The sequence below is a fragment of the Bacillus sp. FSL K6-2944 genome, assembly GCF_038005385.1.
Taxonomy (GTDB): Bacteria; Bacillota; Bacilli; order Bacillales; family Bacillaceae_G; genus Bacillus_A; species Bacillus_A cereus.
Genome location: NZ_JBBOTE010000002.1, coordinates 139431 through 158663 on the forward strand (window position 1 = coordinate 139431; position 19233 = coordinate 158663).

Sequence of the window (19233 nt, forward strand, 5' to 3'; positions counted from 1 at the left end):
TTTCAGGGAAATCTATGGAATTTTTGATATAAATGGTATACTAAAATATAAATAGTATTAGGAGGTTATATATGATAAGTCAGTTGAAAAGAGAAGCACTTGATGCATTAAAAGGAAGATGGGGATTAGCGGTAGGGGCAACTTTATTAATTGGAATCCTTATTGGAGCTGTTGAAATGCTAACAACAGGTATTTTCTCGATATTTTGGGGTTGGGAAGAGGCAAGTGATTCACTTACAGTAAGTATTATAGTAATGCTTGTTATTGGTCCATTAACAATAGGTGCCTATTATCTTGTTTTAAATGCAATTCGTGGGACTGATGCTCGCATTGGTCATATATTTAGATGGTTTAGCGATGGAAGTAAGTTGATGAAGTCGTTTTTAACATATTTACTAATGTATGTATACTTGACTCTATGGACATTACTTCTTATTATTCCAGGTATTATTAAATCATTTTCTTATTCTATGACATATTTTATTTTGAATGATCATCCAGAATATACAGCGAATCAAGCGATTACTGAGAGTCGTCATATGATGAATGGACATAAAATGGATTACTTTTTACTATGCTTAAGTTTCTTAGGCTGGTTCATATTAAGTATTCTTACTATAGGAATCGGTTTCTTATGGTTAGCACCGTATTTCTACGCGACATCAGCCGCATTTTATGAAGAGATTTCAAAAGAATATTATAAAAAAGAAGGCACTACTTTCTAATAACCACCTATCCCCTAAAGAATATAGGGCACAGATAGTTTAGATGTTCTGTTTAGGGGGGATTTCAGGATAAGGTATAGGTTTTTATATAAAAATTATGCCCTCTATGTTTTAGCATAGAGGGCTATTTTTTTTGTGAAAGTAATGAATAATATATGTGAAACAAAAAAAGCGAGGTGAATGAGAGTGAGCAAATTTTTAATACCGTATTCATTTTCTATATTAAGTTTCTTTATTTCAGCAACAGCACTTGATTTATATGATAGGATGGGAAACAATAGTGAGCTGGTTTCGCCGAACATAATTGGAAAGATAATTCAATCTACTGCGCAAATGGGAGTCCTTACATTGTATTTCGGAGTACCTATTATTTTAGGTGGCTGTCTACTTGGTGAGCTATTGTTTAGAGGTATCATTTTACGATTTAGACTAAGCTATATTCTATCTTTATTATTATATTTACTTTTAGCTTTTAGTATTGTTTCTGTAACGGTTGGAATTCCAACTACATATGAGGATTCTAATACTACTTTCATGGTAATAACTATGATTTGCGCTGTTACATTCTTTATGGGCCGGAATATATGGGAGAAAAAAGAAATGAATAATGGAGTAACAGAATGAAATATACATGTCCGTGCTGCGGGTATAGAACAATAGAAGAAGAACCACCAGGTATATATGAAATTTGTAATATATGTTACTGGGAAGATGATGAGGTACAGTTTAACGATCCTGACTTTGAAGGCGGTGCAAATGAAGTCTCGTTAAGACAAGCACAGAAAAATTTTATTGCATTTGGTGCTTGCGAGGAATGTTTTGTGAAATCAGTTAGAAAGCTGACTAGCGAAGATGTGAAGGATACTAGTTGGAAGCAAATTAGTTAAATAGATTTAAATAAAAATGTTATTACTCGATGTAACAAGAGTAATAACATTTTTTTATGTAATGATGAAAGAATTAACGGCGTCTTATAAGGTAAAATAATAAAGATGATAACGTAATAGGTAGGCCTGTTTCCAAAAAGGCTTCTAAATTAAAGGATAGAAAATATCGGTCGTTAAACAACATAAAGAAGAAATGATTGTAGGAAATACCTAACACTATAAATAAAGGAATACCGATTTTTAATTCGTGACTTCCTTTTATTTTTCTATAACAAAATTCGCCTATTAAACAACCGATAAGAACAGGAATACTTCCAAGAATTGAAAGCATAATAATAGATACCCAAATCGGCCCCCATGAATCCGCATAATTTGGAACGCTTGTATACTGTAAAACATTCACAATGATAGAAAAAAACAGTAAGCATATTAAATAACTAATAGAAAATTTTTTCAATGGAATCATACTTATAAAATTTCACTTTATTTTTATGAAAATATAAACCTCTTTAAATTATAGATTAGATGTATAAGGATAATCAATTTTTATACATTTCGTGTTTATGGATATAATTTCAATAAATACAAAAGTATAGATGTATAGTCAGCTTTGTGTGTTTAATGTTATCATATTGAATGATATGGAAATTTTTAATAGAATAAGTAACTAAAAATTCAAAGGTAATGAAGCTTTTGTTGTATAAAGAAAATACTTAGTAGTAATCAACAACATTAAAAATAAGATTCGTATTTATATAAATTTAGTAGAAATGGGGTTTTAAAAAGGAATGAGTATAAGCATAACGCGGCAAAAGATTTTGGCGGCCGCTTCTCAAATTGTGCAATGTAAAGGGGTTGCTAAATTAACCTTAGAAGCAGTGGCAAAAGAGGCGGGTGTAAGTAAAGGTGGATTATTGTATCACTTTTCAAATAAAGAAGCTTTAATAGAAGGTATGATAGTCAGAGGGGTAGAGGATTATGAAGGGGCCATTTACAATAAAGTAGCGGAAGACTCAGAGAGGAAAGGGAGATGGGTTCGCTCTTTTGTAGAGGAAAGATTAAATAATGAGAGAAGAACAGAAGAGTTGTCTAGTAGTATGATGGCAGCATTCATGTTAAAACCTGAATTACTTGAGCCATTACAACAATCATTTCAGCAACTGCAAAAGAATATAGAAAACGATGAGATAGATTCAGTTTGTGCAACAATTATTAGATTAGCAGCAGATGGATTATGGTATTCGGAATATTTAGGGGTTGGCAGACTAAGCCCCGAGTTAAGAGAAAAAGTGATTCAAGCTCTTATTAGTAATTCATATAAATAGAATATACGAACTATATAATGCGAAAACAATTCACCATTGCTTCTTTAATGTAGTGGTGAATTGTTTTTTTTATTAGAAAAATAGAACAATTTTATAGAGTATTGAATTATAACCGTCCAGACGGTATAGTAATATTTGGTTTAAGAGGAAAATGAAACAAAAAAAGAATAAAAGATATTTTTAGCACACTATTCGAAAGGATAGGCCGCAAAGCTTAGAGTCTACGGTAATACATATTGGTTACTAAGATCGTCTGGTTGCACATTTTTGATGCAACCGGACGGTCTTTTTTTGTTATATAAATATAAAAAAATAGGAGGGAACTATGCAAATGAAAAGTACTAAAAGGCATATTTCAATGGTTTCATTAGTTTTTCTAGTATTATTTTCAGTGCTGAATGTGTGGGCTCCAGTTATTCAAGCTGCTGTGATGAAAAGTCCAGTGGACGAAATTAATATTTCCCGTACTGATGGCACGACATCTGAACCGTATCAAGCCTCAGATGGTATGAAAGTAGAAGTGAAGTGGTCAGCTAAAGAAAAAATAAAAAGTGGAGATCAATTCACAATTGATATGCCAAAAGAGTTTCGAAAAGACCTTATGAATATGAGTTTTCCTTTAAAAGATGCTGAAGGAAAAACAGTTGGTACATGTGAGATGAAAAAGGGTCTATTAACGTGTACTATGGGTGATTACGTAGAAGGAAAGAATAACATTAAAGGTTCTTTATTCGTAGAATTCTACTTTGGTCTAGAAGCATATGATGGTGTTAAAGAAATTCCATTAGAATTTAACGTTGATGGTCAAATCGTCAATAAAGAAGTAAATGTAAGTAATACGACAGAGAGACCGAAGCCGCAGCCCAATACAGATAATCTATTGAAATGGGGTTCTTATAATCAAGAAGATCCTTCGATTGCTGATTGGCTTGTATATGTAAATGCAACTGGAACAGAAATGCAAGATCTTAAATTAACAGATACATTAGGACCTGGGCATGAGTTAATTACAGACAGCGTAGTATTAGAAGAGGCTGTATTTGAAGATGGTTATGCACCAACAAATATTAAGCCAGCAGATTTATCTAACATTAAAATTAATGCAACAAAGGCTGGATTTACAATTGAGTTTCCAGACAGTTCAAAAGGCTATATTTTAAGATATAAAACAAAGGTTACAAATCCTGCTGCGAAGCCTCATAAAAATACTGTGAAATTAGAAGGTAAAAATATTAAAACTGAAGAAAAAGTAGGACAAGTATTTGTAAGTGGTGGGGGAGGATCCGGTTCAGGTGACAATAATCCACCTAGCATTGAAAAAAATATAGTTGATGAGAATGGCAAGCTTGTAGAGAATGAGCAGTTAACAAAAATGGATCAAGTGATTCAATACCAAGTTGGTACACACATACCGAACGATCCTCCTAAATACACATCTATGGTAATTAGTGATGATTTAGAAGATGTTTTAGAAGTATTAGAGGCAAAAGTGTATGATCAAAATGGCCAAGATATTACTTCTAAAGGAACGTTAAATATAGATAAACAAAGAAGTGAAGTAACATTTACGTTTGGTGAGAATTTTGACTATAAGTCATATGAAGACCAGAGAATCAATCTTAGTATCAAGGCGAAAATTAAAAATAATGCAGACTTATCTTCTTACGTAGATAAGAAGATTCCTAATAAAGCGGAATTACATTTTGATGATAAAACATTAACATCAAAAGAAGTAACTATTACGCCGCCTGAAGCTCCAAAAGACGGTACAGTATCGATTCATAAAATAGATTCTGAGAATCCGAACAAAGGGTTAAAAGGTGCCGAATTTGAAGTTCGAAATAGTGCAAATGAAGTTGTTGCAAAACTGAAAACGGACGAAAAAGGTTTTTCAGTACCTCAAACTTTAGCTCCTGGGACGTATAAAGTTTATGAAACAGTAGCACCAGAAGGATATCAAAAATTAAAAGAACCAGTAGAGGTTACACTTCAAGCTGGAGAAACAAAAACAATTGAAATTAAAAATACTATGCAAAAGGGTCAAATTGAAGTAAAAAAAATTGATTCGGAAAATGGTGAAAAACCATTAGCAAATGCAGAGTTTGATATAGTAAAAGACGGTGTAGTAGTCGAACATATTGTTACAGATAAAGATGGTAAGGCAATCTCTAAACCGTTAGCACCAGGGAAATATATTTTAAAAGAAACGAAAGCGCCTGAAGGCTACCAATTAAAAGAAACAGAGTTCGAAGTAAATGTAACAGGGGACGGCATATTCCCAATACAAGTGGAAAATGCAATGGTAGACAAAGGTAATATAGAAATTACAAAATTGGACAAAGAAAACGGAGCAGTATTAGCGGGTGTCGAATTTGAAGTCCAAGATGAGAAAGATGAAGTAGTAAGAAAAGTAGTAACAGATAAAGAAGGAAAAGCAAACGTTTCAGATTTATCAGTAGGAAAGTACAAATTAGTAGAGACGAAAAGTTTACCAGGTTATAAAAAGCTAACAGAACCAGTACCATTTGAAATAAAAAAGGTATGACAAAAGCTTTAGCAATAAAAGTAGAAAATGAGCAGTTAGACAAAGGCTCAGTAGAAATTACAAAAATAGATAAAGATAGTCAAAAAGTATTAGAAGGCGTAGTCTTCGAAGTGCAAGATGAGCAAGGCAAAGTAGTAACAGAAGTAAAAACAGATAAAGATGGTAAAGCAAAAATCTCTGATTTATCAGTAGGGAAGTACAAATTAGTAGAGACGAAAAGTTTACCAGGCTACAAAAAGCTAACAGATTCAGTATCATTCGAAATTACAAAAGGTATGACAACAGTCCTATCGTTGAAAGTAGAAAATGAACAGTTAGATAAAGGTTCAGTAGAAATTACAAAAATAGATAAAGACAGCAAAAAAGCATTAAAAGGCGTAGTCTTTGAAGTGCAAGATGAAGCTGGAACAGTAGTAAAGGAAGTAAAAACAGATAAAGATGGTAAAGCAAAAATCTCAGATCTATCAGTAGGAAAGTACAAATTAGTAGAGAAAGAAAGTTTACCAGGCTATAAGAAATTAACAGAGCCAGTATCGTTTGAAATTACAAAAGGTATGACCGAGATCTTATCATTAAAAATAGAAAATGAAATGGTAGATACGGGAAATATAGAGATAACAAAGATAGATAAAGATAATAAAGCACCGTTAGCGGGAGTAACATTCATCGTACAAGATGAAAAGGGTAAGGAAGTTACGAAAGTAACGACAGATAAAGAAGGAAAAGCAAATGTTTCAGATTTACCTGTAGGAAAGTATGAATTAGTAGAGGTAGAAAGTTTACCAGGTTATAAAAAGTTAGAAAAACCAGTATCATTTGAAATTAAAAAAGGCATGACTGAGGTTCTATCATTAAAAGTAGAAAATGAAATGGTGGATACAGGGAATGTAGAGATAACAAAAATAGATAAAGATAGTAAAGCTCCATTAGAAAATGTTGTATTTGAAGTACGTGATTCAAAAGGAAAAGTAGTTGCGAAAGTAAAAACGGATAAAGAAGGAAAAGCAAACGTTTCAGATTTATCTATTGGAAAGTATGAGTTGGTAGAAGTAGAAACACCGGCAGGATACAAACCACTAGAAAAGCCAATTTCATTCGAAATTGAAAAGGGTAGAGTAACAGCATTACAATTGACTGTAGAAAATGAATTAGTGGATACAGGAAATGTAGAAATTACAAAAGTAGATAAAGAAAATAAAGATGCTTTAGCTGATGCAGTCTTTGAAATTCAAGATGAAGCAGGACAAGTAGTCGCTAAAATAACGACAGATAAAAAAGGACAAGCACAAGTTACTAATTTATCAGTCGGCACATACAAGTTAGTAGAAGTAAAAGCACCAAAAGGATATAAACAATTAGTAGATCCGATTACTTTCCAAATTGAAAAAGGTATGACAAAATCTCTTGCTTTAACAGTAGAAAACGAAATGTTAGACAAGGGAAATGTGGAAGTAACAAAAGTAGATAAAGATAGTCAAAAAGTATTAGAAGGCGTAGTCTTCGAAGTACAAGACGACAAAGGAAAAGTAGTAACAGAAGTACAAACAGATAAAAATGGTAAAGCAAAAATCTCAGACTTATCTGTAGGAAAGTACAAATTAGTAGAGAAAGAAAGCTTACCAGGTTACAAAAAGTTAACGGAACCAGTATCATTCGAAATTAAAAAAGGTATGACAAAAGTCTTATCATTGAAAGTAGAGAACGAACAGTTAGATAAAGGTTCAGTAGAAATTACAAAAGTGGACAAAGAAAGTGGCGCAGTATTAGCGGGCGTAACATTCGAAGTGCAAGATGAAAAAGGAAAAGTAGTAACAAAAGTAACGACAGATAAAGAAGGACAAGCAACAATTTCAGATTTACCAGTAGGAAAATATAAGCTAGTAGAGGTAGAAAGCTTACCAGGATATAAAAAACTAGTGAAACCAGTATCATTCGAAATCAAAAAAGGTATGACAGAAGTTTTATCACTAAAAGTAGAGAATGAGCTAGTAGATAAAGGTTCAGTAGAAATTACAAAAGTGGACAAAGAAAGTGGCGCGTTATTAAAAGGCGTAACATTCGAAGTGCAAGATGAGCAAGGCAAAGTAGTAACAAAAGTAACAACAGATAAAGAAGGAAAAGCGAAAATTTCAGATCTATCTGTAGGGAATTACAAACTAGTAGAAGTAGAAAGCTTACCAGGCTACAAAAAGCTAACAGAGCCAGTATCATTCGAAATTAAAAAGGGTATGATAGAAGTCTTATCATTAAAAGTAGAGAATGAACAGTTAGACAAAGGTTCAGTAGAAATTACAAAAGTAGATAAAGATAGTCAAAAAGTATTAGAAGGCGTAGTCTTCGAAGTACAAGATGAGCAAGGCAAAGTAGTAACAGAAGTACAAACAGATAAAAATGGTAAAGCAAAAATCTCAGACTTATCTGTAGGAAAGTACAAATTAGTAGAGAAAGAAAGCTTACCAGGCTACAAACAATTAACAGAACCAGTATCATTCGAGATCAAAAAAGGTATGACGAAAGTTTTATCATTGAAAGTAGAGAACGAACAGTTAGATAAAGGTTCAGTAGAGATTACAAAAGTGGACAAAGAAAGTGGCGCAGTATTAGCGGGCGTAACATTCGAAGTGCAAGATGAAAAAGGCAAAGTAGTAACAAAAGTAACGACAGATAAAGAAGGACAAGCAACAATTTCAGATTTACCAGTAGGAAAATATAAGCTAGTAGAGGTAGAAAGCTTACCAGGATATAAAAAACTAGTGAAACCAGTATCATTCGAAATCAAAAAAGGTATGACAGAAGTTTTATCACTAAAAGTAGAGAATGAATTAGTAGATAAAGGCTCAGTAGAAATTACAAAAGTAGATAAAGATAGTCAAAAAGTATTAGAAGGCGTAGTCTTCGAAGTACAAGACGACAAAGGAAAAGTAGTAACAGAAGTAAAAACAGATAAAAATGGTAAAGCAAAAATCTCAGACTTATCTGTAGGAAAGTACAAATTAGTAGAGAAAGAAAGCTTACCAGGCTACAAAAAGCTAACAGAGCCAGTATCATTCGAAATTAAAAAGGGTATGACAGAAGTCTTATCATTAAAAGTAGAGAATGAACAGTTAGACAAAGGTTCAGTAGAAATCACAAAAGTAGATAAAGATAGTCAAAAAGTATTAGAAGGCGTAGTCTTCGAAGTACAAGACGACAAAGGAAAAGTAGTAACAGAAGTACAAACAGATAAAAATGGTAAAGCAAAAATCTCAGACTTATCTGTAGGAAAGTACAAATTAGTAGAGAAAGAAAGCTTACCAGGTTACAAACAATTAACAGAACCAGTATCGTTTGAAATTACAAAAGGTATGACAGAAGTTCTATCATTAAAAATAGAAAATGAAATGGTAGATACGGCAAATGTAGAAATTACAAAAATAGATAAAGATAATAAGGCACCGTTAGCAGGTGTAGTCTTTGAAGTACAAGACGACAAAGGCAAGGTAGTAACGAAATTAACGACAGATAAAGCTGGAAAAGCAACAGTTTCAGATTTATCAGTAGGAAAGTACAAGCTAGTAGAAGTAGAGAGTTTACCAGGCTACAAAAAATTAGAAAAGCCTGTACCATTTGAAATTACAAAAGGTATGACAAAATCTTTAGCGTTCACTGTAGAAAATGAAATGGTAGATACGGGGAATGTAGAAATCACAAAAATAGATAAAGACAGTAAAGCACCATTAGAAAATGTTGTATTTGAAGTACGTGACTCAAAAGGCAAAGTAGTTGTGAAAGTAACGACGGATAAAGAAGGAAAAGCAAACGTTTCAGATCTATCAGTAGGAAAATACAAATTAGTAGAGACGAAGAGCTTACCAGGTTACAAAAAGTTAACGGAACCAGTATCATTCGAAATTACAAAAGGTATGACAAAAGTCTTATCATTGAAAGTAGAGAACGAACAGTTAGACAAAGGTTCAGTGGAGATTACAAAAATGGCCGCTGAAAGCAAGGAAGTCTTATCAGGAGCTGTGTTTGAAGTTCATGATGAAAAGGGAAAAGTAGTAGTGAAAGTAACAACAGATAAAGATGGCAAGGCAAAAATCACAGATCTATCTGTAGGTAACTACACACTAGTAGAAGTAGAAGCACCAAAGGGATATGAAAAATTAACTAATCCAATTCCATTTGAAATTACAAATGGAATGATAAATGCAGTTCAATTAGAAGTATTAAACAAATTGAATCATTTAGCACCACCAGGTCCAGAAACACCAGATCCAGAAAAGCCTGGAACACCAGATCCAGAAAAACCTGGAACACCAGATCCAGAAAAGCCTGGAACACCGGATCCGGAGAAACCTGGAACACCGAATCCAGAAAAACCTGGAACACCAGATCCAGAAAAACCTGGAACACCAGATCCAGAAAAGCCAGGGACACCGAATCCAGAGAAACCTGAAAAAGAATTACCGAAGACAGGGCAGAAAATGCCTGTGGAACCATATATGGGAGCACTTCTTGTAATGATGAGTTTTGGGTTACTCGTATTAGGTAGAAAACAGCAGAGATAATAAAGGTGAAAAGGTATCCTCAAAGTATTTGAGGATACCTTTTTTAGCATAAAAAAAAGCATCTAGCAAAAGTACTAGATGCAAATAAAAACACAAGGGAAGACAAAATTCTTCCCTTTTCCCGTATGTAATTATATCAAAAAATTTATAAAAAACTAGCTATATTTAAAATATAATTTTTAAAAAAGTTATATACATAAATAATTGCGATACGCGCAGTTTTATCTTTCTGAAAAATCCATTTCTTTAATTTCGAATATTAAGACTAATGTTGATAAATCTTCAGATAATTAGAAAAAATAACCAAAAGGATATATAATATTGCTTAATAAATAATTTTAATGAATTACATATATTTCATTTGGTGTATTAATTGAATATCATAATTTTCAATTTTATTAAGCAAGAATCTCGGTTACTTATTGCATTTCTAACATAGGGTGAGATAGAAAAATACAATAGTGTGGAGGTTTTGATAATGACGTTTGTTCTTAGTAAAATGAATGGGTTTAGCATAGAAGAAAAGGTACATGAATTTGAATCTAAAGGATTCCTTGAAATCTCAAATGAAATCTTTTTACAAGAGGAAGAGAATCATCGTTTATTAACACAAGCACAGTTAGATTATTATAATTTGGAAGATGATGCGTACGGTGAATGCCGTGCTAGATCTTATTCAAGGTATATAAAGTATGTTGATTCACCAGATTATATTTTAGATAATAGTAATGATTACTTCCAATCTAAAGAATATAACTATGACGATGGCGGGAAAGTTAGACAGTTCAATAGCATAAATGATAGCTTTTTATGCAATCCTTTAATTCAGAATATCGTGCGTTTCGATACTGAATTTGCATTTAAAACAAATATAATAGATACAAGTAAAGACTTAATTATAGGTTTACATCAAGTAAGATATAAAGCTACTAAAGAAAGACCATCTTTTAGTTCACCTATTTGGTTACATAAAGATGATGAACCAGTAGTATTTTTACACCTTATGAATTTAAGTAATACAGCTATTGGTGGAGATAATTTAATAGCTAATTCTCCTCGAGAAATTAATCAGTTTATAAGTTTGAAGGAGCCTTTAGAAACTTTAGTATTTGGACAAAAGGTCTTCCATGCCGTAACGCCACTTGGAACAGAATGTAGTACGGAGGCTTTTCGTGATATTTTATTAGTAACATTTTCTTATAAGGAGACAAAATGAGAGAGAATAAAATAATTATGATTTCTGGAGCCAATAGCGGTATAGGTCATGCTTGTATAAAATACTTTTTAGAAAAATCATTTTATGTAATAGCGCTTGATATTCATAATAATAATTTAATAGATTATATGAAAACAGATATGCCTTTGAAAGTAGTGCAAATTGATTTAAGTAATAGCGAAGCGATTCATAATCTTTTTACTCAATTAGATTTAGAAAAGCTTTCTCCTGATATATTAATAAATGCAGCTGGTATTCGAGAGATAACACCTGTTTTACATTTATCCGATGATATGTTTAAAAAAGTAATTGATGTAAATTTAGTAGCCCCATTTATCCTTTCTAGGGAAGTAGCTAAGCGATGGTGTGAATCGAAAATAAAAGGTTGTATTGTGAATATAGCATCGGTTTCTGGATTAATGGCTGAACCAGAGCGAGCTGCTTATGTTGCATCAAAGCATGCTTTAATCGGATTGACTAAACAGATGGCTATGGAATTTGGGAAGCAAAATATAAGGGTAAATAGCATTTCTCCCGGTGTTATTAGAACCGAACTTACAGAAGAATACTTTAGTAATAAAGCCTTGATGTCTATGATAAAAAGTAATCAATCTTTAGATACTTGGGGGTTGCCGCAGGATATTGTTTCATGTATTGAGTACTTGATTTCTGATCAGGCCCGCTTTATTACTGGTTCTAATTTTGTAATTGATGGTGGTTGGACTGCTGGGAAAAATTTATAATTGAGTGTTTTTGAGGAAAAGCACCTGTCCTTTTTTTAGGCTGGTGTTTTTCTCACTATAAACCGAGTTTTTATTGGAGGGGGATTAATTTGCTTCAAAAGAGTTTTAAGCAAGAGAAAACGGTACCGGCCTTAAAGATGATAGCATCAATGGTTATCTTTGGATCAGTTGGATTTTTTTCTGTTCAAACAAACTTACCTTCGTTTGAATTAGTGTTTGTAAGGTGTATTTTTGCGACAATATTTTTAAGTGTATGCTGGTTGCTTACAGGGCAATATAAACAAGATAAATGGGAACGAAAAGAAGTTATTCAAGTTTTAATATGTGGTTTTTTCTTAGTATTTAATTGGGTTTTCTTATTTAAAGCCTTTGAAAATATGTCAGTTACCATTGCTATCTCAGTTTATCATCTTGCACCAGTAATTGTACTGTTAATTGGAAGTATCGTCTTTAAAGAAAAATTAACATTCATATCTATCATTTCAATAATTGTGTGTTTTGCAGGAGCTTTATTAATTGCTGGTATTGATGGAAGCTTCTCTGTCGGCTCATTAATGTCTTCAGGTATGATATGGGGATTTCTTGCGGCTCTCTTTTATGCATTTACAACTTTATTTGGTAAAGGGATTAACAAAATGAGTGCGTATGCAATGACATTTTTACAAACATTCTTGGGGATATTTCTTTTAATACCATTTATAGATTTAGATGCTTTTAGTGGCCTCACTCAAAGTAATTGGACATATATTATAGCTACTGGTTTTATTCACACAGGGATAGTATATTATCTGTTTTTTGATAGTTTACGCTATTTATCTACAAAAACAATCTCAATATTAGTTTTTTTAGATCCGGCAGTGGCAATATTATTAGATACTGTACTTACTGGATTCCGTCCAACTTTAATGCAAATAACAGGAATTCTTTTTATTTTTATTGGCATGACTTTAACATTAAAAAAATCTAAAGATAAAAAACTAAGCCAAAAAGAAAAGCGAATTGAAAGCGATGCTAGTATATCTCAACAATAATGAAATATATTGTGTATAAAACGATAAACCTTGCATGAATCATGTAAGGTTTATTTTAGTTCAATATAATTCATATTTATAATACATAATTTTCAAAACTGAGGTATGTGTTTCTTTAATATGCTTTTGATTCAACTATTTTTATTTGACTATAAATTTACAAAAATGTATATAAAACCTTATTTTTTGATAATATATAAGTAATAAATTCATAGAATTGGAGTGATGAGATGCAGCCGTTAGAAAGGGAGATTCATTCTAATATGCTGAAAGTGTGGAGGATGCACGCTTTAATTGGGGCGGTAGTTATACTAACAGTCGTAATTGCGTATTTCTTTTTTATGAGTAACTTTAACTGGTGGGGCTGGTTGTTCGGACTATTAGTAACAGGAGCTATTACATTTATTCCCCTTGATTATTTTGTGTTTCCAAATTTACGTCAACGCTATTATAGTTACAGATTAAATGAAGAAGAGATTGAGATTCAAAAGGGAATGTTTGTTGTAAAACGCGTACTTATTCCGATGATCCGTGTGCAGCACGTAACGATTGAGCAAGGGCCGATCATGAGAAAGTATAATTTAGCAGAATTACATATTTCAACAGCCGCAACTTCTCATAGTATTCCAGGTTTAACGAAAGAAGAAGCAGAACAGCTGAAAAGACAAATTGGAGAACTTGCGAAAGTGAGTGATAAGGATGTATAAGAGGCAACATCCGATTACGATATTGTTAGGTATTAGGATTGCGAGTTTGTTGCCACTTATTATTCTTGTTTTATTTAAACCTGATGAACAAGTGGAACCTTGGTATTTATTTTATCTTTTTCTTCTGGTTGTTTTATTCATCATGGCTATTTTTTCAGCAATTAAATGGTATTTTAAAGTGTACTGGATTGAGAATAATATTTTACATATAAAGCACGGTGTTTTTGTAAAGAAGGAAAGCTATTTAAATAAAGAGCGTGTACAAAATATTAGTACGTCTTCTAACATCATTTATCAAATGCTCGGACTTATGAAGTTAAATATAGAAGTAGCCGGTGGTGGTAATGAACCAGAAGTGATGTTGGCTGGTATTAAAGAAGACGAGGCAAAACATTTAATTTCTTTATTACATAAGAAAGAAACTACTGTAAAAGAAGAAATAGAAGAGGAAGAAAGCAAGACGGTTTATCAGTTAACAGCGAAAGAGGTTTTAGCCGCAGCGATTACATCTGGTCGGTTCGGACTAGTGTTCTCTGGACTGGTACTTCTTTACACAAAGTTTGATTTTGTTCTTCCTGAAGGATTCACAAGTAAAGTAGAAGCGTATGTGATGGGAAACGGTGTTTATAAACTAATTGTAATTGCATTAATTTTAATGGCAATTTCGTGGATTATTTCCACGGCTGGATATGTGTTGAAATATGCAAACTTTAAAATTGAGCGAAAAGGGGAAGAGATTCGTATCGTTCAAGGATTATTTGAAAAGAAAGAGTTTGTCTTAAAATTGCACCGCATTCAAGCGATTACTGTAAAAGAAGGTATGCTTCGCCAGCCGTTTGGCTATTGTGCTGTTGAAGTGGAAGCAATTCAAAGTATTGGAGCAGCAAGTAACGAAGTAATGTTGCATCCATTTATGAAGAAAAAAGATGTACAGCACCTGATCACATATTTAGAGTTACCATATGAAATCGAAGCGGAGATCGTTCACTTACCAAAAACAGCGTTGCGTCGTTATTTCATTATGGGCTGGTTAATAAGTATCATACTCACAGTTCTAATTGCCAGCGTGAGTATATATTTTAAACAATATATTGCGTTGTTTGTTATTTTACCGTTATTTATCGTGTTTTCGTTACTTGCGTATGCTAGATATAAAAGTGGCGGTTATGAATTAAGAGAAAATCAACTAACGGTTGTATATCGTAATTTTTCGAAATATACAGGAATAATGCGAAGAAGACATGTTCAAGCAGTAGGTTATAATCAATCGTATTTTCAAAGAAAAGATGAATTATGTACAACTCTTGTAGCGGTAGCTGGGCGCGGTTATGAAGTAAAGCATATGAGAAAAAAAGATTCACTTCGTATATATAATTGGTACAAAGAAAAAGGAAACACCGGTGTGTAATGGTGTTTCCTTTTTGTCATTAAATTGATATCTTTAGTCGAATCGTTGATATATTTCAAGATGTGATAGATATATTCGGAAAATCGTTGATATAATTTCACGTACTGTTAGTGTTGTATTATGTTTTAATTAAACTAACACATCAAAAGTAGTCACAAAAGATGGACGAGAGAAAATACTCTTTTGCTGTTCCGCATGTGGATGCGCTGGAGCTTGTCCTTCTGCTTGTACAGGGCGTTTCTTATGAGCGTTTTCGAATGAACGTGATTCTGTCCAGTCTTTAAAGTTTTGCTCTGTTTCCCACATCGTTAAGATGACGTATGTATCGTTACTTAATGGACGTAGAACACGGATTGCTTGGAATCCTGGTTCGTTTTCAATAAGGCCTGCGCGGTTTTTAAAGCGGTTTTCAAATACTGGGCGACCTTCGTCTGTGACAGAAATGTTGTTACAAACGATATAGCCAGGTTGTCCTTTAAATTCACCGACAGCATCTAGTACGTCATACTTAAGTGAGCCTTCTACAGATTCTTCTGTATTTTCTTTATAAAACATATTTTTTTCATCATTTTTTGCAGTGAAATGTGCTTGTTCTAGAGGTGTTTCGTATGAAATAATAGCCTTCATTTTAATGCCCCCTTAATAGTTTGTTTCTATTATATCAACTCTCTTAAAAAACTTCGAAGATTATATACATAAAGATACTTCTTTTTCAAATAATAAATGTACCATCATTTGGAAAGAAGGACGATGTATGAAGAAAGTAAAGTGGACTTTATTAGGCGGCGTCGCAACGTTCGTAGTAGCGATTGTAATCTATAAACTTATCGTGTTAGCTGGTGGCTATATGATGGATGAAAAGCAGCTCGTTTTCCACTCTTCATCACGTATCGTTGACCAGAAAGGGAAAGAAATTACGAAATTATACGTAGAAAATAGAGACCTCGTACCGATCGAGCAAATTCCGAAGTATGTGCAGCAGGCGTTTGTTGCGGTGGAAGATTCTCGTTTTTATGAGCATCAAGGGATTGATTATCCGTCTATATTCCGTGCTCTTTATAAAGATACGTTAGCTAGAGAAAAGGTAGAGGGCGGTAGTACCATTACGCAGCAACTCGCTAAAAACGTCTTTTTAACTCGTGAAAAAACATTTACGCGCAAATTGAAGGAAGTCGCAATTTCTCTTCAATTAGAGCAAAAATATACGAAGCAACAAATTCTTGAAATGTATATGAATCATATTTATTTTGGTCATGGGGCTTACGGCATTCAAGCGGCAGCAAAGTTGTATTTTAATAAAAATGTTGAGGATTTAACAGTAGAGGAAGGGGCAATGCTTGCAGGCCTTCCGAAGTCACCAAACGGATATTCACCGTACTATTCTGCAGAGAAGAGTAAGGAACGCCGTGATCTAGTGTTGTCACTTATGCATAAACAAGGCTATTTGACTGCAGAAGAAAGCGTTCGTTATCAAGGGAAGACAATTGCTCTATATAAAAATTCAGATGAGAATGAGCTTGCATATATGCCGTATATTGATATGGTCATAGATGAAGCCGCTCGTTTATACGGGTTGTCTCATCAAGAAGTACTTCGCGGAGGATATACGTTTGTCGTACCTATGGATGAAAAGATTCAAAAGGTAGCATATAACCAGTTTCAAGATGCAAGGAATTTCCCTGGGAAAGAAGAGGGGGCGCAAGGTGCTTTCTTATTAATGGATAATCGTACGGGAGGGATTAAAGCGGCGATTGGGGGAAGAAAGTACGTCCCGAGAGGATTTAATCGTGTTTTTGCCAAAAGGCAGCCTGGATCTGTTTTAAAACCACTTATCGTTTATGCACCAGCACTAGAAACGAAAAAGTATAATCCGTATTCTTTATTAACGAATGAAAGAAATTCTTTTGAAGGGTATGAACCTCGAAATTATAATCATGAGTATTCAAAAGAAATGACGATGTATGATGCGATTTTAGAGTCGGCAAATGTACCGGCAGTTTCTTTATTAAATGAGTTAGGGGTAGAAGAAGGAAAGCAATATTTAGAAAAAGGAAATGTTCATATTGCAGATGCTGGTTTAAGTACAGCGCTTGGCGGATTGAAAAATGGCGTTTCAACATTTGATCTTGTAAAAATGTACCGTTCATTTTTAGCAAATGGAAATATTATCGAGCCGCACGTTATTGATAAAGTATTAAACAGACACGGTGCAGTCATCGGGGAATCTCCAAAAGTAGAGACAAAAATCTTCTCGAAGCAGACAGCATGGTATATGACGAAAATGCTAGAAGGAGTTGTGAAGGAAGGGACAGCAAGAGTTGGTGTATATAACGGTGCGTTAGCTGGAAAAACGGGTACAACTTCATTGCCAAATGACGATAAGGGAGCAAGAGATATGTGGTTCGTTGGTTATACACCGAACTTAGTAGGCGCTGTTTGGATTGGTTATGACCGTACGGATAAGGAGCATCAGTTGCAAGGAGAAAGTGCATCTGCGACAAAATTGTTTAAGAAAATTTTAACGAAGTCTAATGTAGAACATAAAGAGAAGTTTATGAAGCCTGAAGGTGTGGAAACAATCGGCGCTCCGATTCGGCTGCGCAAAATTGAAGATGTAAAAATGAAATTATCATTTAGCCCTTTCGGTTTATTTAAAGCAAAATTAAGCTGGACGCCACTTCCAGATAACAGAATTATGTACCGAATCTATAGAGTGGAGAACGGAATTCATACGCATGTTAGCACTGTAAATGGTGCTGGGGAATATGAGGAAAAGTTCGTTAACATATTTTCAAAACCGAGCTTTTACGTTGTACCATATAATACACAAACGAATCGTGAAGGAGAAAAGTCAAAAGTAGCTAAACCATAGTTTTTCTCTGTGTTATAATAAGAATGTTGTGAAAATAGTAAGCGTTTTTAAGAATGTTTGTGTCAATTTAATGAACAACGTACATAATATTATGCATTTTGTTTTTACAAGCTGTATAGTAAAAAAAGATAAATATCGAACGTATTCGAAGCATTGGTAAGGAAGGGAGCAAGGGTCTTGGTAAGAACTATAAATGAGACATTTTTAAAAGCATGTAGGGGGGAACGTACCGATTATGTACCAGCATGGTATATGCGTCAAGCAGGTCGTTCACAGCCGGAATATAGAAAGATTAAAGAAAAGTATTCTTTATTTGAAATTACACACAATCCAGAGTTATGTGCTTACGTTACAAAATTGCCAGTTGATCAATATAACGTAGACGCAGCAATTCTTTATAAAGATATTATGTCACCACTACCTGCAATTGGTGTGGATGTAGAAATTAAATCAGGTATTGGCCCAGTTATCGATAACCCAATCCGTTCTTTACAAGACGTAGAAAAACTAGGGGAAATCAATCCAGAAGATGACGTACCGTACATACTAGATACAATTCGTTTATTAACGACAGAAATGTTAGACGTACCGTTAATCGGTTTTTCAGGAGCTCCATTTACATTAGCGAGCTATATGATTGAAGGCGGACCATCTCGTAACTACCATAATACGAAAGCGTTCATGTATGCAGAGCCGAAAGCTTGGTTCGCTTTAATGGATAAACTAGCAGATATGGTTATTACATATTTAAAAGCGCAAATTAACGCAGGAGCAAAAGCAGTTCAAATTTTCGATTCTTGGGTTGGAACAGTAAATGTAGCGAATTATCGCGTATTTATTAAACCAGCAATGGAGCGTATTTTTGCAGAAGTTCGTAAGATGGGTGTTCCAATGATTATGCACGGCGTAGGAGCTGCACACTTAGTGAATGAGTGGCACGACTTACCGCTTGATGTAGTCGGCTTAGATTGGCGCTTACCGATTGAAGAAGCACGTGCACGGGGCGTTCATAAGGCGGTACAAGGTAATATGGACCCTTCATTCTTACTTGCACCATGGTCTGTTCTTGAAGAACATGTAAAAGGTATTTTAGATCAAGGGATGAAACAGCCGGGTTATATCTTTAACCTAGGTCACGGTGTATTCCCAGAAGTAAATCCAGATACATTAAAACGTTTAACTACATTTATTCATGAATACTCTAAAGGGCAGTTAGCGAAGTAA

At 33.8% G+C, this 19233-nt stretch carries 15 protein-coding genes and 1 riboswitch; of the genes, 13 read left to right on the plus strand and 2 right to left on the minus strand.

From position 1 onward, the window contains the following. The first annotated feature begins 71 nt into the window (after positions 1 to 71). From MHH55_RS21760 to MHH55_RS21770, 3 genes are all read left to right on the plus strand, one after another. Positions 72 to 725 carry a DUF975 family protein gene (locus MHH55_RS21760; protein WP_000625399.1) on the plus strand — a complete coding sequence of 218 codons (654 nt, stop codon included), beginning with the start codon at positions 72 to 74 and terminating at the stop codon, positions 723 to 725. Positions 726 to 905: 180 nt separating this feature from the next. After that, entirely contained in the window at positions 906 to 1349 is a 444-nt protein-coding gene (locus MHH55_RS21765) for a hypothetical protein (protein ID WP_002025431.1), read from the plus strand. Beyond that, complete coding sequence (locus MHH55_RS21770) at positions 1346 to 1612, plus strand: CPCC family cysteine-rich protein (protein ID WP_075677648.1); 267 nt, start codon at positions 1346 to 1348, stop codon at positions 1610 to 1612. The genes MHH55_RS21765 and MHH55_RS21770 overlap by 4 nt, the downstream gene beginning before the upstream one ends. A gap of 73 nt (positions 1613 to 1685) precedes the next feature. On the opposite strand, the gene MHH55_RS21775 is transcribed toward MHH55_RS21770, so the two are convergent. Then, a complete protein-coding gene (locus MHH55_RS21775) occupies positions 1686 to 2069 on the minus strand; it encodes a hypothetical protein (protein ID WP_000714567.1) in 384 nt (127 codons plus the stop codon). A gap of 331 nt (positions 2070 to 2400) precedes the next feature. On the opposite strand from MHH55_RS21775, the gene MHH55_RS21780 reads away from it, so the two are divergent. From MHH55_RS21780 to MHH55_RS21810, 8 genes are all read left to right on the plus strand, one after another. Beyond that, a complete protein-coding gene (locus MHH55_RS21780; protein WP_000028022.1) occupies positions 2401 to 2937 on the plus strand; it encodes a TetR/AcrR family transcriptional regulator in 537 nt (178 codons plus the stop codon). 172 nt (positions 2938 to 3109) lie between these two features. After that, a riboswitch (cyclic di-GMP riboswitch) is annotated at positions 3110 to 3202 on the plus strand. A gap of 60 nt (positions 3203 to 3262) precedes the next feature. Further along, positions 3263 to 5482 carry a SpaA isopeptide-forming pilin-related protein gene (locus MHH55_RS36430; protein ID WP_445661835.1) on the plus strand — a complete coding sequence of 740 codons (2220 nt, stop codon included), beginning with the start codon at positions 3263 to 3265 and terminating at the stop codon, positions 5480 to 5482. Continuing rightward, positions 5479 to 10032 carry a SpaA isopeptide-forming pilin-related protein gene (locus MHH55_RS21785; RefSeq protein ID WP_445661836.1) on the plus strand — a complete coding sequence of 1518 codons (4554 nt, stop codon included), beginning with the start codon at positions 5479 to 5481 and terminating at the stop codon, positions 10030 to 10032. Before MHH55_RS36430 ends, MHH55_RS21785 begins: the two co-directional genes overlap by 4 nt. A 478-nt stretch (positions 10033 to 10510) precedes the next feature. Beyond that, positions 10511 to 11248 (plus strand): 2OG-Fe dioxygenase family protein, encoded by a 738-nt coding sequence (locus MHH55_RS21790; RefSeq protein ID WP_000144813.1) that lies wholly within the window; start codon positions 10511 to 10513, stop codon positions 11246 to 11248. After that, the gene (locus tag MHH55_RS21795) at positions 11245 to 11991 is read left to right on the plus strand and encodes an SDR family NAD(P)-dependent oxidoreductase (RefSeq protein WP_001208947.1); all 747 of its coding nucleotides are present in this window, start codon (positions 11245 to 11247) and stop codon (positions 11989 to 11991) included. The genes MHH55_RS21790 and MHH55_RS21795 overlap by 4 nt, the downstream gene beginning before the upstream one ends. An 89-nt stretch (positions 11992 to 12080) precedes the next feature. Continuing rightward, entirely contained in the window at positions 12081 to 13022 is a 942-nt protein-coding gene (locus tag MHH55_RS21800) for a DMT family transporter (protein ID WP_000939625.1), read from the plus strand. Between the two features lie 230 nt (positions 13023 to 13252). After that, a complete protein-coding gene (locus tag MHH55_RS21805; protein ID WP_075677640.1) occupies positions 13253 to 13729 on the plus strand; it encodes a PH domain-containing protein in 477 nt (158 codons plus the stop codon). Beyond that, positions 13722 to 15137, plus strand: a complete 1416-nt coding sequence (locus MHH55_RS21810; protein ID WP_000278131.1) for a PH domain-containing protein — start codon at positions 13722 to 13724, stop codon at positions 15135 to 15137. Before MHH55_RS21805 ends, MHH55_RS21810 begins: the two co-directional genes overlap by 8 nt. A gap of 129 nt (positions 15138 to 15266) precedes the next feature. Here the strand turns inward: MHH55_RS21810 and hmoB are convergent, their stop codons facing one another. Next, the gene (hmoB, locus tag MHH55_RS21815) at positions 15267 to 15764 is read right to left on the minus strand and encodes a heme-degrading monooxygenase HmoB (RefSeq protein WP_078186686.1); all 498 of its coding nucleotides are present in this window, start codon (positions 15762 to 15764) and stop codon (positions 15267 to 15269) included. A gap of 127 nt (positions 15765 to 15891) precedes the next feature. On the opposite strand from hmoB, the gene MHH55_RS21820 reads away from it, so the two are divergent. Then, positions 15892 to 18009, plus strand: a complete 2118-nt coding sequence (locus MHH55_RS21820) for a transglycosylase domain-containing protein (protein WP_078186687.1) — start codon at positions 15892 to 15894, stop codon at positions 18007 to 18009. Between the two features lie 177 nt (positions 18010 to 18186). Then, a complete protein-coding gene (hemE, locus tag MHH55_RS21825) occupies positions 18187 to 19233 on the plus strand; it encodes a uroporphyrinogen decarboxylase (RefSeq protein ID WP_078186688.1) in 1047 nt (348 codons plus the stop codon).

What these genes read in the sequence shown, in the direction of transcription:
- MHH55_RS21760 (WP_000625399.1), top strand. Translation starts at nt 72, where the DNA reads ATGATAAGTCAGTTGAAAAGAGAAGCACTTGATGCATTAAAAGGAAGA.
- MHH55_RS21765 (WP_002025431.1), top strand. Translation starts at nt 906, where the DNA reads ATGAGAGTGAGCAAATTTTTAATACCGTATTCATTTTCTATATTAAGT.
- MHH55_RS21770 (WP_075677648.1), top strand. Translation starts at nt 1,346, where the DNA reads ATGAAATATACATGTCCGTGCTGCGGGTATAGAACAATAGAAGAAGAA.
- MHH55_RS21780 (WP_000028022.1), top strand. Translation starts at nt 2,401, where the DNA reads ATGAGTATAAGCATAACGCGGCAAAAGATTTTGGCGGCCGCTTCTCAA.
- MHH55_RS36430 (WP_445661835.1), top strand. Translation starts at nt 3,263, where the DNA reads ATGCAAATGAAAAGTACTAAAAGGCATATTTCAATGGTTTCATTAGTT.
- MHH55_RS21785 (WP_445661836.1), top strand. Translation starts at nt 5,479, where the DNA reads ATGACAAAAGCTTTAGCAATAAAAGTAGAAAATGAGCAGTTAGACAAA.
- MHH55_RS21790 (WP_000144813.1), top strand. Translation starts at nt 10,511, where the DNA reads ATGACGTTTGTTCTTAGTAAAATGAATGGGTTTAGCATAGAAGAAAAG.
- MHH55_RS21795 (WP_001208947.1), top strand. Translation starts at nt 11,245, where the DNA reads ATGAGAGAGAATAAAATAATTATGATTTCTGGAGCCAATAGCGGTATA.
- MHH55_RS21805 (WP_075677640.1), top strand. Translation starts at nt 13,253, where the DNA reads ATGCAGCCGTTAGAAAGGGAGATTCATTCTAATATGCTGAAAGTGTGG.
- MHH55_RS21810 (WP_000278131.1), top strand. Translation starts at nt 13,722, where the DNA reads ATGTATAAGAGGCAACATCCGATTACGATATTGTTAGGTATTAGGATT.
- hmoB (WP_078186686.1), bottom strand. Translation starts at nt 15,764, where the DNA reads ATGAAGGCTATTATTTCATACGAAACACCTCTAGAACAAGCACATTTC.
- MHH55_RS21820 (WP_078186687.1), top strand. Translation starts at nt 15,892, where the DNA reads ATGAAGAAAGTAAAGTGGACTTTATTAGGCGGCGTCGCAACGTTCGTA.